This window comes from Halomonas almeriensis (assembly GCF_030409235.1).
GTDB classification, from domain to species: Bacteria; Pseudomonadota; Gammaproteobacteria; order Pseudomonadales; family Halomonadaceae; genus Halomonas; species Halomonas almeriensis.
In genome coordinates, this window is sequence record NZ_JAUFPO010000006.1 from 36244 (window position 1) to 49852 (window position 13609).

Sequence of the window (13609 nt, forward strand, 5' to 3'; positions counted from 1 at the left end):
TGCCCTGGATTCTAGCATTGTTTCCGACAAGGATGTGAGTCCGGCGCGAGGCGGGGCACGGTCTTGACCATGATTTATCGATAGCCGGCCATGAGGTCGCGCACCAGGGGTGTGTCGGCATCCCGGTGTGTCGGCAGCTCGAAGCGAGCCTTGGCGATGGCCGTGCGCGACAGGTGAGCCGTGATCAGGGTTTCCCGGTCGTCGGCCGAGGCGAGCAGTTCGCCATTCGGGCCGAGGATACGCGAGCCGCCCCAGAAGTGACTGGCACCTTCCGGACCGTAGCGGTTGGCCATGATCACCGGGGTGCCATAGGTCATGGCATAAAAGCGCACGTTCAGGGCCCAGTTCTGCTCGTTGGAAAAATCCTCGCTGACGATGCCCGAGGCCGAGTTGATGGGCGCACAAAGCACGGTAGGCCGCGGCAGCAGGGCCGCATGGACCAGCCCCGGGTTCCACAGGTCGGCACAGATCAACTGGGTGGCCGACCAGCCCGGACGAATATCGGCATGGGTAAGCTCCGAGCCATGCGTGAACCACTTGCCTTCCTCCAGGCCACCGTAGGTGGGCAGGTTGAGCTTGCGGTGCACGGCCACCAGTTCGCCATGCTGCAGGATGGCCAGGGCGTTGTAGTACTCGCCTGGACTGGCCTCCTCGACGAAGCCGGCCACCACCTGCATGTCGCCCACCGCCTGCGCCAGTCGGCGAAACCTTGGGTCCTCCAGTGGCATGGCCACGCGCATGACATCACACCCGAGCCCATAGCCGGTCAGCGAGAGCTCGGGAAACACCAGCAATTCGACGCCGCTCTGGCGGGCATCGTCGATGACGCTCAGATGGGTCTCCAGGTTGGTATCCACCGCACCGAGTTCAGCGTTGATCTGGGCGGCGGCAACATGAAGGTCGTCCTGGTAATGCATGGTGATCTCCTGGCGGGAAAAGAGGACTCAGGTATCTTCCCAGCCACCCTGTTCGGGCACAAGTCGCCTCAGGAGGCTGGCCCCAGCAAGGACAGCAGGTCCGAGAGCGGGCGTGCTTCCAGGTCGCTGACGACCTCTCGCAGCGTCTCGCTGCGCCCGCCCAGCACCGGCTCGGCGAGTGACCGATACTTGGCCTGGATATCCTGCTCGGACAAGGGGTTGTGGGGGTTGCCCAGGACCTCGCAGGGCTGGCTGGAGAGCGTGCGGCCATCGCTTAGATGCAGCCTTGCCTGAGCCCAGCGCTCGGCCGGAAAGCAGGCGTTGAAGTCCTCGCGCTCGTGGATCTCGATACGCGACGCCAGTCTCTTGATGTCGTCGGCCTCCAGGTGGGTGACGGCCCCGGTATCGACGGTTCCGCGGGCGAGGGCACAGGCCACCGACCATGGCAGGCTGTATTGTGCCTGCTCGGTGGTTTCCGGGTGCACGACATGCAGTCGCCGGGCTTCGTGGAAGGTAAGGATTTCGACGCGTGTGATTTCGGCGGAGGTCGGCAACGGGGCCGGCAGGGAAAGCACGGCTTCTACGGCAGGCTGGGCCCAGCGACACACCGGATACGCCTTGAGGTACTGCTCGTGCAGGTACTGCCGCTCGCCCAGGTCCTGCCAGATGCCGGCCACTTCGGGCGCCGTGATGGTCAGGGCCGGCGCACCGGTGAAGCCCTCGCGGGCCAGCAGTGCCGCGGAGATGCCGGTCATGGCGCCCCAGCCGGAGCCATCCTTGAGCATGGTCGGGTAGTCGATGCAGCGCATCATCTGGCTGCGTGGCCCATAGAACTCGGCGATGCCCAGCGCGTGATTCAGGCGGGCTCGGTCCAGGCCCATTACGCGGCCTGCGACGGCCGCGACGCCCAGCGCATTCCAGGCGCCGGAGGTATGGTAGTCGGGGCTGGTGGCATGCAGGGCGATGCCGGCTCGCGTCGCGACCTCGTAGCCCAGTGCTATGAGCCCCAGAAACTCCTTGCCGGAGCACTGCTCGATGTCCGGCAAGGCCAGTAGGCCGGGCAGCAGGGCAACACCGACGTGCCCCTTGGTCAGCACCTGTCCGTCATGAGCATCCAGTGCATCGATCAACCAGGCACCGTGTAGCGCTGCCCCGGTGGATGATGCGCGCCCCTTGGCAAACAGCAGAGGTCGGTCTCCGCCGTGCTGGGCCATCGCAAAACGACGGGCATGCTCGGCCAATGGCGTGCGGGTGGCGCCGGCGGCAACACCGAGCAGATCAAGCAGGTAATGTCGGGTTCGGTCCAGGGTGGCCGGCGGAAGGTCATTCAAGGGGAGGTCGAGGATCCCGTCGAGTGGGTCCGGGGAGCGTGTCATCCTGGTGCCTGCTGGCAGATGAATAACGGGGAGCCGGAAAATGGCTCCCCGGAGGGATCAGAGGAGTTCATTTTCCTCGAGGAAGTCGGCGGCCACGTCCTCGATGGTCTCGCGGTCGACATCGACGCTGGCGTTGAGATTGGCCATGGTGTCGTCATCGAGCAGGGCGGAGAGCTCGTTCATCTGAGCGGCCAGGTCCGGGTGAGCGTCCAGGGTTTCCTGGCGCACCACCGGGGTTAGGGCGTAGTCCGGGAAGAAGTTCTGATCGTCTTCCAGCACCTGGAAGTCGAAGGCCGGAATGCGCCCATCGGTGGCGAAGACCAGACCGACGTCCACCTGGCCGTCGCGCAGTGCCTGGTAGACCAGGCCGGAGTCCATGCGTTTGACATCAGCACGTCCCACACGGAAGTCATAGGCCTTCTGCAGGGGACGCCAGCCATCCTCGCGGGCGTAGAACTCGGCGTTCATGGCAAACGACAGAGGTTCGTCAGCGTTGATCGCATCGGCCAGCTTAGAAAGCGAGTCGATGCCGGTTTCCTCGACGCTCTCTTCACGCATGGCCAGGGCGTAGGTGTTGTTGGCCGCCGAGGGCTCCAGCCATACCAGACCCTTCTCGCCGTCCAGCTCCTTCACGCGCTCGTAGGTAGCCTCGGGCGACAGCGATTCCGTGACGTCGTTGTAGTTGATCAGTGAGGTGCCTGTGTACTCCCAGTAGAGGTCGACCTGGCCGTTTTCTTGGGCCTGGCGCAGTACGGCGGAGCCCATGCCGGCGCGCGATTCGACATCATAATCGAGGCCTTCCAGGTACTGGGTGGTCATGCTGGCCAGGATCTGCTGCTCGGTGAAATTCTTGCCGCCGACAACGATTTCCTGCGCCTGGGCGCTGGCCAGGCCACCGGCGAGTGCCAGGCTGGTCAGGGTAGTGATCAGTTGTTTCATGGGATTCTCCTTGTGGATGACGGTCTCTTGCTGCGATGTTCACGGGACTTGACGGCCCCATGTAGTGAGTGGTGCATCAGGCACGGGAAGGATTGACCCCGCGGGGCACGACTAGGAAGGCGATCAGGGCGATCAGCGCATCCACCACGATGGCCAGCAGGGCCGTGGGGATGGCCCCGGAAAGCATCATGACCGGGTCATAGAGGTCGATGCCGGTGAAGATCAGTTCGCCCAGCCCGCCGGCACCGATCAGAAAGGCCAGCGGCACGGTGCCGATGTTGATGGTCAGCGCCGTGCGGATGCCGGCAAAGATCACATAGAGCGCATTGGGCAGCTCCACCCGGAAGAGCCGCTGGGCCGGTGACATGCCGATACCGGCGGCCGCTTCCATCAGGGCCGGCGAGACACCTTTCAGGCCGGCGTAGGTGTTGCGGGCGATGGGCAGCAGGGTGGCCACGAACAGACCGAAGACGGCCGGCACGGTGCCGATTCCCAGAAAGCTCATCGACAGCGCCAGAACGGCCAGGGTCGGGATGGTTGTGCCGATGTTGAGGATCTGCATCAGGCTCTCGGCGACCCTGGCCATGCTCGGCCGTGACAGCACCACTCCCAGGGGAATGGCCACCACAATGGCCAGCCCGCCTGACAGCACGGTCAGCCAGAGGTGCTGAACGGCCAGAAACTGTACATCCGGAAGGTAGAAGAGAAAGTCCCCGATGACACCGCTGGACTGGGTCCAGACGCCCGCGAAGAAGATGGCGACCAGCACGAGCAGACGAAAGCCGCCTTTCAGGCTCTGTATGGGCATCGGCTTACTCCTCCGTCGCGACGTGAGACGATGAAGCGTCGGTCGTGCCGGGGCGGAAGCGGGAGCCCAGGTGATGGGTCATGGCACGCTGGGTAATCTGACCGCAGACACGTCCCTTGGCATCCACGCAGGGTAACCAGGTGATGTCCTGGGCGAACATCAGCGAGGCCACCTTGCGCAGGTCATCGTCCAGCGACACCGTGGCCGAGACATTCTGCAAGTGATCGCGGCAAAAGCCCTTGGTGGTGCGGGCCAGGGCGCGTGATATGAGGCCGACCGGCTGGCGCTTGTCGTTGACCACCAGAATGGCGTTCTGATAGCCGTAGTCGTCGATGCGCGCCAGGGCGGTTTCCAGGGTATCGCCCGGCGAGACCGTGCCGATATCATCGCTGACCACCTCACGAACCCTGACCAGATTGAGACGCTTGAGCGCACGGTCCTCGCCGAGAAACGACTCGACGAAATCATTCTGCGGTGCCGCCAGCAGGTCATCGGGCGTCGAGTACTGGACCAGCTTGCCCTCGCGGAAGACGGCGACGCTGTCGCCCATCTTGATGGCCTCGTCGATGTCGTGGCTGACGAACATGATGGTTTTCTTGAGCTCCTGCTGCATCTTGAGGAACTCGTCCTGGATGACGGCCCGGTTGATGGGGTCGATGGCCCCGAAGGGTTCGTCCATGAGCATCACCGGGGGATCCGCGGCCAGCGCCCGCGCCACGCCGATGCGTTGCTGCTGGCCGCCGGACAGCTCGCTTGGATAGCGCTTGAGAAAGGCGTCCGGATCCAGGGCGATCATGTCCATGTGTTCTCGGGCTCGTTCGCGGTACCTTGTCTTGTCCCAGCCCAGCAGCCTGGGGACGACCGAGATGTTGTCCTCGATGGTCATGTTGGGGAACAGGCCGATCTGCTGGATCACATAGCCGATGTTGCGACGCAGATCCTGGGTATCCAGCCCCGTGGTGTCCTCGCCATTGATGAACACCTTGCCGGAGGAAGGGCGGATGATGCGATTGATCATCTTCAGCGTCGTGGTCTTGCCGCAGCCGGAAGGTCCCAGCAGGATGCAGATTTCGCCGGCAGGGACTTCCATGCTGATGTTGTCGGCGGCGGTCACCGCGCCCTTGGGGGTGTCGAAGACCTTGGTCAGGTTATCCAGTTGAATCATTGAGGGTTCCTTGAGCGATGAGCCAGTGGGCGAAGGGGCATCAGGCCGTTTCGGCGGCGCGTTCCATGCCCAGAGGCGTCAGGCGTTTCTGCAATGCCAGCAGCGCAAAATCGACGATGATCGCCAGCAGACTGACCGCGATGGCGCCGGCGATCAGCTGGCGCGGGTCGGACTGCGAGATGCCGCGGCTGATAAAGGTGCCCAGGCCGCCGGCGCCGATGTAGGCGGCAATCGCCATCACGCCGATGTTGAGCACCACGGCAGTCCGTACCCCGGCCATGATGACCGGCACCGCCAGCGGAATCTCGACCATTCTCAGGCGCTGGTTCTGGCTCATGCCGACCCCTCGTGCCGCCTCGCGCAGCGCCGGGTCGACGTTGTTTATGGCCGTGTAGGTATTGCGAATGATCGGCAACTGGGAGTAGAGCAGCACGGCGATCACTGCGGGCAGGTAGCCGATGCCCTGACCGATCAGCGAAAGCACCGGAATCATGATGCCGAACAGCGCGATGGAGGGAATGGTGACGATGATCGAAGCAGCATAGAGCACGCCCTTGGCCAGCTTCTCGTTCTTAGTGATGGCAATGCCGATCGGCACGCCGGTCAGGGTGGCAATCCCCACGGCCACGCCCACCAGCGCGATGTGCTCAAGCATTCTGGCCCCCAAGAGGTCGAGGTTATCCAGTGCGTATTGAATCAGTTCCAAAGAGACTCTCCTTGCAGGGACGATCCTTGTTCAGCATAGCCGTTTGTCGGTGCCTGGCAGCACGCAGCAGGCGGATCGGTTCGTGAACATCCGGGTCGGTCTTGAAGCCGTATCTTAGCAAAGCCCCGTTGCGGCATGGATGACGATGCGCAATGACATAAATTGCTGGCTGTGATGCCACGAATAGTGTCGATCGGGATGCCATTAAAAATGATAATGATTGGCGTTATTTCATAATCGGCTGTGAACATGTCGAGAAACGCCCGATTTTGCGCGTGAAATGGTCGGCAAGACTTCACATCATATCGATACAGGACTAAAATGGTACTCAATCGATCACCTGAAGGGCGAGTCCCGGGGAGCCAGGCGTGTTGAAGCTTTCCAGACTGACCGACTACGCGGCAGTAGTGATGGCCCAGATCGCTCGTCATCCCGAACAGCCGCATGCGGCAGCCGAGCTGGCCGAGGCGGTATCGCTGCCGCATCCCACGGTCAGCAAGACATTGAAGATGCTGGTGCGTGCCGGACTGTTGGAGTCGCGGCGCGGTGCTCAGGGAGGCTACTCGCTGGCGCGATCGGCGTCGCTCATCTCCGCCAGTGACATCATCTCGGCCATCGAAGGTCCGGTGGCCATGACCGAGTGCAGTCAGGCCGAAGGTGACTGCGATCTGGTATCGGTCTGCGGTGTATCGGACAACTGGCAGCGCGTCTCGCTGGCCGTACGGGCTCTGCTCGACAGCGTGACCCTGGCGCATCTGGCCGATACCACACCGATCAAGTTACCCGTTCAGCTACCCATTCAGAGCGTGAGCCTGGCCGCAGAGGCCTGAGGTCCGCGACTTCATTACCCGAGGCGAGCCGTGCTCGCCGACCCAATCAGCCCGGGGAGGGGACAACATCATGGCAAGTCAGGAAATGGAAGAGCTCGTCCGTCGCGAATACAAGGAAGGGTTCGTGACCGACATCGAGAGCGATACGCTACCGCCGGGCCTGGATGAGGACACTATTGCCTTTATCTCGAAGAAGAAGGGCGAGCCGCAGTGGATGCTGGATTGGCGCCTGCAGGCCTACCAGCAGTGGTTGAAGATGACGTCGCCTTCCTGGGCGCACCTGGATTATCCGCCCATCGACTACCAGGCCATCTCCTACTACAGCGCACCCAAGCGTGAAGAAGACAAGCCCCAGAGTCTCGACGAAGTCGATCCCAAGTTGCTCGAGACCTATGAAAAGCTGGGCATTCCGCTCCACGAGCGGGCGGCGCTGGCCGGGGTGGCCGTGGATGCGGTCTTCGACTCGGTATCGGTGACTACCACCTTCAAGGAAAAGCTGCAGGAAGCGGGGGTCATCTTCTGCTCGATCTCCGAGGCGATCCAGGATTATCCCGAACTGGTTCAGCAGTACCTGGGAAGCGTGGTGCCGCAGGGGGACAACTATTTCGCCGCGCTCAATTCGGCAGTGTTCACCGACGGCTCCTTCGTCTTCGTGCCGGAAGGCGTGACCTGCCCCATGGAGCTCTCGACCTACTTCCGCATCAACGCGGCCAACACCGGCCAGTTCGAGCGGACCCTGATTATCTGCGAGAGCCGGGCCGAGGTGTCGTATCTTGAGGGCTGCACGGCGCCGCAGCGCGACGAGAACCAGCTCCACGCTGCCGTGGTCGAACTGGTGGCGCTGGATGATGCCAAGATCAAGTACTCCACGGTACAGAACTGGTATCCCGGCGATGAAGACGGCAAGGGCGGCATCTACAACTTCGTCACCAAGCGCGGCGACTGCCGTGGCGAGCGTTCCCACATCAGCTGGACTCAGGTCGAGACCGGTTCGGCGATCACCTGGAAGTATCCGTCCTGCATGCTGCGCGGCAAGGACAGCGTCGGCGAGTTCTACTCGGTGGCGGTGACCAATGGTCGTCAGCAGGCCGATACCGGTACCAAGATGATCCACATCGGCGAGGGCACGCGTTCCACCATCGTCTCCAAGGGCATCGCGGCGGGCCGCTCCGACCAGTCGTATCGTGGCTTGGTCAAGGTCGGGCCGCGGGCCAAGGGCGCGCGCAACTTCACCCAGTGCGACTCCCTGCTGATCGGCGATACCTGTGGTGCCCACACCTTTCCTTATCAGGAAATCGGCAACAGCACCGCCAAGGTGGAGCACGAGGCGACCACCTCTAAGATCGGCGAGGACCAGCTGTTCTACTGCCAGAGCCGCGGTATCGGCGAGGAAGATGCGGTCAACATGATCGTCAATGGCTTCTGCAAGGATGTCTTCCAGGAGCTGCCGATGGAGTTCGCCGTGGAGGCGGAGGCGTTGCTGAATGTGACTCTGGAAGGCGCTGTGGGTTAAGAAACGGCTGCGCGCCGCTCGCGCGTTTCTCCGAGTGCGCGCGATAAGGTCAAAACATTCGAGGCGCCGCGTTTGTGGCTCATCACGTGTCCAGAGCGCGCTGGGAAAGAATCAACTTATGCGAGCCGCCGCGGCGGCTGATAGCTCAAAAGGTAGTCAAGATGCTCGAAGTCAAGGATCTGCATGTCACGGTCGAGGGTTCCGAGATCCTCAAGGGTCTGAGCCTGACCATCCAGCCTGGCGAGGTTCATGCCCTTATGGGGCCTAACGGTGCCGGCAAGTCGACACTGTCGGCGGTCATCGCCGGCAAGGATGGCTATGAGGTGACGAGTGGTTCGATCACCTTCGATGGTCAGGATGTCCTGGAGATGGAAATCGAGGAGCGCGCCCAGGCGGGCCTGTTGCTGGGCTTCCAGTACCCGGTCGAGATTCCGGGCGTGAAGAATATCTATCTGCTCAAGGCGGCTCTCAACGCCCAGCGCGCTGCGCGTGGCGAGGAAGAAATCGCCGCGCCGGACTTCATGAAACTGGTCAAGGAAAAGGTCAGCTTCATGAAGATGGATACCAGCTTCCTGCAGCGTGCCGTCAATGAAGGCTTCTCCGGTGGCGAGAAAAAGCGCAACGAGATTCTGCAGATGCTGGTGCTGCAGCCCAAGCTGGCCATGCTCGACGAGATCGACTCGGGGCTCGACATCGATGCCATGCGGGTCGTGGCCGACGGCGTCAACTCCCTGCGCGGCGACGACAAGGGCATCCTGCTGGTGACCCACTACCAGCGTCTGCTGGACTACATCGTTCCCGACCGAGTGCACGTGCTGGTCGATGGTCGCATTGCCAAGAGCGGCGACGCCGAGCTGGCCCGTGAGCTCGAATCCCGTGGTTATGACTGGGTCGTGGAGGACTCTGCGGCATGAGTGACGAACAGCGCTTTCTCGATCGCCTGGCCGAGCGCAACGCCCAGCGCGGCAACGAGCCGAGCTGGATCGCGGCGCGCCGCCAGGCGGGTGCCGCCCGCTTCGAGGCGCTCGGCTTTCCGCATCGTCGCGTCGAAGACTGGAAGTACACCAATGTGCGCGACATTGCGCGAACGGACTTCACTCTGGCCGGCGACGCCGAATTCTCGCCGGCCACGGCCGCGGCACTGACGCTGCCGGTGGACGCCCATCGCCTGACCTTCGTGGACGGCGTCTTCGCCCCGGCGCTCTCGGCTCTCGGCGATCTGCCTGCGGGTGTTCAGGTGCTGCCGCTGTCGCAGGCCCTGGAGGACAATCACGAAGCCGTGGGCGGCCCCCTGGGGCGTCTCACCGGAGTCGATTTCTCGGCCTTTGCCGCACTGAACACGGCCTTCATGGAAGAGGGCGCCGTGGTGCGCCTGGCGCCGCGGACCTTGGTGGAGAAGCCGATCGTGCTGCAGTTTCTGTCTCGCGACGGCGAGACACCTGTGATGAGTCATCCGCGCATTCTGATCGAGGCCGGCAGTGGCAGCGAGGCCACCGTTATAGAGCATCATGTGGGCGAGGTCGAAGCCGACAACTTCACCAACCTGGTGGAAGAGATCATCCTCGATCGGGGTGCCATCCTGACGCACTACAAGCTGCAGGAAGCGCCGCTCAAGGATCGCCACATCGCCAGCATTCATGTCGAGCAGGCACGCGACAGTCGCTATCAGTCATTCAACCTCAACCTGGGTGGCGGCCTGGTGCGCAATGACCTGGTCACCGAGCTCAATGGCGAGGGGGCTGAGGCGGTCTTCAATGGGCTTTTCTATGGCCAGGGGCGTCAGCACATCGATAACCATACCTGGGCCAACCACAATGCCCCGCGGACCTTCTCTCACGAGAACTACAAGGGCATTCTCGATGACCGCGCTCATGGCGTGTTCAATGGCAAGGTCGTGGTGCGTCGCGACAGTCAGCAGATTGAGGCCGACCAGAGCAATGCCAACCTGCTGTTGTCTGACCGCGCCGAGATCGATACCAAGCCGGAACTCGAAATCTACGCCGACGACGTCAAGTGTGCTCATGGCGCCACCACCGGCCAGTTGGATGAAAATGCCGTCTTTGCGCTGCGTACCCGCGGGATCGACGAACAGACCGCACGCGGACTGCTAACCCTGGCCTTTGCCGGCGAGGTGATGGATCGCGTCAAGCTCGACGCCGTCTCCGCGCGTGTGGAACTCACCGTGGCCGGCAAGCTGCCGGAGCGTTTCAATCTTGCCGGTCTGGTGGAAACGGCGTCGGCGCTCAACGAGGAGTCGTGATGACCGACTTCAACGATCTCATGCTGGATGTGGCACGCGTCCGGGGTGACTTTCCGATCCTCGGGCGCGAGGTACATGGCAAGCCGCTGGTCTATCTCGATAATGCCGCGACCTGCCAGACGCCGCGCCAGGTCATCGAGGTCTTCGATGACTACTATGCGCGCTACAACGCCAATATCCATCGCGGCCTGCACAGCCTGGCCGATGAGGCGACCGAGGCTTTCGAGGGCACCCGCGAGATCGTGCGGGCCCATCTGGGCGCCGCCGAGACGCGCGAGATCATCTTCACGCGGGGCACCACCGAGGCCATCAATCTGGTGGTCGGAAGCTGGGGGCGGGCCAACTTGAAGGCGGGCGACGAGGTGCTGATCTCGCGTCTCGAGCATCACTCCAACATCGTGCCCTGGCAACTGCTGGCGCAGGAGCTGGGCTTCACCATTCGCGTGATCCCGGTGGACGAGCGGGGCGTGCTGGACCAGGCGGCCTACCGCGAGCTGCTCAATGAGCGCACCCGGTTGGTGGCGGTCAACCACGTCTCGAATGCACTGGGCACCGTCAACCCGGTGGCCGAGATGGCCTCGCTGGCTCATCAGCATGGCGCGCTCATCCTGGTGGACGGTGCTCAGGCAGTGCCGCATCAGCAAGTCGATGTTCAGGCACTGGGCGCTGATTTCTATGCCTTTTCCGGTCACAAGGTCTACGGGCCGACTGGCGTCGGGGTGCTGTATGGTCGAGCCGAGCTACTCGAGGCCATGCCGCCCTGGCAGGGCGGTGGCGAAATGATCAGCACGGTGTCCTTCGAGGCGCCGACCACCTTTGCCGAGATTCCCCACAAGTTCGAGGCGGGCACGCCGGCCATTGCCGAGGTCATCGCCCTGGGGCGGGCCCTGCAGTGGGTCGAGAGCATTGGTATCGACCTGATCCAGGCTTGGGAAGCCCGTCTGCTTCAACATGCCACGCAGGGTGTGTCGGCCATCGAGGGGTTGCAGGTCCTCGGCACTTCGCCGGACAAGGCCGCGGTGCTGTCGTTCGTCGTGGATGGCGCGCATGCCCAGGATATCGGGCTGCTCGCCGACCAGATGGGCGTGGCCATCCGCACCGGGCACCATTGTGCCCAACCGCTGTTGTCCTCGCTGGGGGCCGACGCTACTTGTCGTGCCTCCTTTGCTGCCTACAACACGCCCGAGGAAATCGATGTGTTCGTCGAGACCCTGGAGCGCGTCGTGAGTATGCTGCGTTGAAGGCGAGGTGACTGATGAGCGATATTGATCCACTGGCGGGCGTCACTAAGGGGCAGCGACTGCCCCTGCAGCGTGATGTCCAGGCCATCGCCATTCCGTTCGGCAAGACCGAGACCCTTCCCGAGGACAGTGAGGTCTCGGTGATGCAGGCCAAGGGCGGCACGGTCAGCGTGGGCCATGAAGGGCGCATGTATCTGATCGAGGGCAGCGAGCTCGATGCCCTGGGGCTCGATGCGGTGCCGCGACCGACACTGCCGGAAGACGCCTCGGAAGCGGACATTGAGGCCTTCGTCTGGGAGCAGCTGCGAACCTGCTATGATCCGGAGATCCCGGTGGATATCGTCGAGCTGGGTCTGGTCTACGGGTGTCGCATCGAGCGCTTGATCAGTGGTGAGCGAGTCGTCACCATTCGCATGACTTTGACTGCCCCAGGTTGCGGCATGGGCGATGTGATCGCTGCGGATGCACGCAACAAGATCCTGGGGGCGCCGCAGATCAGCAAGGTGCACACCGAAATCGTCTTCGACCCGCCCTGGAGTCGCGAGATGATGAGTGATGAGGCCAAGCTGGAACTGGGGATGTTCTAGCCCGATGTGTCATCGAGGGCATCGGGCTCATCCGGAGGTACTCCTGTACCGTCGGGAACTGCCTTCGTGATGGAATGAACGATGCGCTCGCTACCCTGGAAAACCTTCCGATTCGTGCTGATGCTGCTTGGCGGCGGTACCTTCCTGGCGATCCTGCTGTTTCTGGCCGGCAATCTTTGGGTGCTGAGCACCACGCGTGGGCGCATCGAACCCGATCCCGCCCTGTGTCAGGCGCGTCAGGTGGCGATTGTCTTCGGCACGTCCCACTGGACGCGCAGCGGCATGCGTAACCCTCATTTCGAGGGACGCATGCAGGCTGCCGCGAGCCTGATTGAAGACCGCAAGATCGAGCATCTGCTGTTGTCGGGCGACAACAGCACGCGGTACTACAACGAACCGATTACAATGTGGAAGGATCTGCTGGACCGTGGTGTCCCGGAGTCCGCCATGACCCTGGATTATGCTGGCTTCAGCACCTTCGATACGCTCACACGGGCGCGGGATGTCTTTGCCGTCAACCGAGCACTGCTGGTCACCCAGGACTGGCACCTGCCCAGAGCCCTGTTCATTGCCGACAAGCTGGGCGTCGAGGCGAGGGGGTGTGTAGCGCCGACTCGGCCTTCCGATGGCACGTTGCGCTTGCGCGCCAGGGAATGGGTCGCGCGTCTGGCGACCCTGGGGGATCTCTATGTGTGGGGGCGCGAGCCGCACTTTCTGGGACCTCGGGAGCCCCTGCAGATTGCTCCCGACAGCGCGGCTGTCAGCGACGCTGATCCTGCTTCTGAAGCCGATACAGCTCGCGAATCAGAGCGCGGCAGTTCCGCCAGCACTCCTCGATGACCGGCTCGATGGCATCGGGCAAGGGATGTGTCAGCAGGGTTGAGAGTGTCTGCATGAGCACCCGTTCCTGCTCTAGCAGCTCGTTGATGAGTACCTGGCTGTCATTGCCGACGAAGCTTTTCAGGCGGCTCCATAGCCACATGTAATCATCACGCTCCACATCGGCGTCGCGCGGCAGGAGGTTCAGGTGACGACGCGCCAGGATCTGCAGCTTGCGCATCAGCTTGCTGCGTTCCTCGAAATGGGGCTTGAGCGCGTCGCGCAGGCTGGGGCGCAGGCGCTCGAGATTGTCCTGAAAATAATCGATGCTGTCGGCCAGCGCTTCCAGGGCACTGTCCATCGCCACCTGGCGATTATCAAGAAACATGCGCGTTCACCTCCTCCGGTGACGCAGATTGTGGGGGTGTCACGGGACTTTTGCCACCCC

14 protein-coding genes are annotated in these 13609 nt (G+C 62.8%); 7 read left to right on the plus strand and 7 right to left on the minus strand.

The genetic code is table 11. The features are described from left to right. Positions 1-74: 74 nt before the first annotated feature. From QWY74_RS04055 to QWY74_RS04080, 6 genes are all read right to left on the minus strand, one after another. On the minus strand, positions 75-917 hold the full coding sequence (locus QWY74_RS04055) for a nitrilase-related carbon-nitrogen hydrolase (protein WP_290313818.1): 843 nt from the start codon (positions 915-917) through the stop codon (positions 75-77). Between the two features lie 68 nt (positions 918-985). Continuing rightward, positions 986-2293, minus strand: coding sequence for an MmgE/PrpD family protein (locus tag QWY74_RS04060; RefSeq protein ID WP_290313820.1), 1308 nt, complete (start codon positions 2291-2293; stop codon positions 986-988). Between the two features lie 57 nt (positions 2294-2350). Continuing rightward, the gene (locus QWY74_RS04065; protein ID WP_290313822.1) at positions 2351-3232 is read right to left on the minus strand and encodes a glycine betaine ABC transporter substrate-binding protein; all 882 of its coding nucleotides are present in this window, start codon (positions 3230-3232) and stop codon (positions 2351-2353) included. Positions 3233-3308: 76 nt separating this feature from the next. Further along, on the minus strand, positions 3309-4040 hold the full coding sequence (locus QWY74_RS04070) for an ABC transporter permease (RefSeq protein WP_290313823.1): 732 nt from the start codon (positions 4038-4040) through the stop codon (positions 3309-3311). Between the two features lie 4 nt (positions 4041-4044). Beyond that, a complete protein-coding gene (locus QWY74_RS04075) occupies positions 4045-5205 on the minus strand; it encodes an ABC transporter ATP-binding protein (RefSeq protein ID WP_290313825.1) in 1161 nt (386 codons plus the stop codon). A 40-nt stretch (positions 5206-5245) separates the two neighbouring features. Further along, entirely contained in the window at positions 5246-5911 is a 666-nt protein-coding gene (locus QWY74_RS04080; protein ID WP_290313827.1) for an ABC transporter permease, read from the minus strand. 368 nt (positions 5912-6279) lie between these two features. Here QWY74_RS04080 and QWY74_RS04085 point away from each other — a divergent pair, with 368 nt between their 5' ends. From QWY74_RS04085 to QWY74_RS04115, 7 genes are all read left to right on the plus strand, one after another. After that, complete coding sequence (locus QWY74_RS04085; RefSeq protein WP_264825419.1) at positions 6280-6741, plus strand: SUF system Fe-S cluster assembly regulator; 462 nt, start codon at positions 6280-6282, stop codon at positions 6739-6741. A 70-nt stretch (positions 6742-6811) separates the two neighbouring features. After that, positions 6812-8254 (plus strand): Fe-S cluster assembly protein SufB, encoded by a 1443-nt coding sequence (sufB, locus tag QWY74_RS04090; RefSeq protein WP_264825420.1) that lies wholly within the window; start codon positions 6812-6814, stop codon positions 8252-8254. 161 nt (positions 8255-8415) lie between these two features. Then, on the plus strand, positions 8416-9168 hold the full coding sequence (gene sufC / locus QWY74_RS04095; RefSeq protein ID WP_264825421.1) for a Fe-S cluster assembly ATPase SufC: 753 nt from the start codon (positions 8416-8418) through the stop codon (positions 9166-9168). Beyond that, on the plus strand, positions 9165-10514 hold the full coding sequence (gene sufD, locus QWY74_RS04100; protein WP_264825422.1) for a Fe-S cluster assembly protein SufD: 1350 nt from the start codon (positions 9165-9167) through the stop codon (positions 10512-10514). Before sufC ends, sufD begins: the two co-directional genes overlap by 4 nt. Continuing rightward, the gene (locus QWY74_RS04105; protein WP_290313830.1) at positions 10514-11755 is read left to right on the plus strand and encodes an aminotransferase class V-fold PLP-dependent enzyme; all 1242 of its coding nucleotides are present in this window, start codon (positions 10514-10516) and stop codon (positions 11753-11755) included. The genes sufD and QWY74_RS04105 overlap by 1 nt, the downstream gene beginning before the upstream one ends. 14 nt (positions 11756-11769) lie before the next feature. Beyond that, complete coding sequence (gene sufT, locus QWY74_RS04110; protein WP_264825423.1) at positions 11770-12342, plus strand: putative Fe-S cluster assembly protein SufT; 573 nt, start codon at positions 11770-11772, stop codon at positions 12340-12342. An 81-nt stretch (positions 12343-12423) separates the two neighbouring features. Next, complete coding sequence (locus tag QWY74_RS04115; protein ID WP_264825424.1) at positions 12424-13182, plus strand: SanA/YdcF family protein; 759 nt, start codon at positions 12424-12426, stop codon at positions 13180-13182. Here the strand turns inward: QWY74_RS04115 and QWY74_RS04120 are convergent. Continuing rightward, entirely contained in the window at positions 13103-13549 is a 447-nt protein-coding gene (locus QWY74_RS04120) for a hypothetical protein (RefSeq protein ID WP_264825425.1), read from the minus strand. The genes QWY74_RS04115 and QWY74_RS04120 overlap by 80 nt on opposite strands. Between the last annotated feature and the right edge of the window lie 60 nt (positions 13550-13609).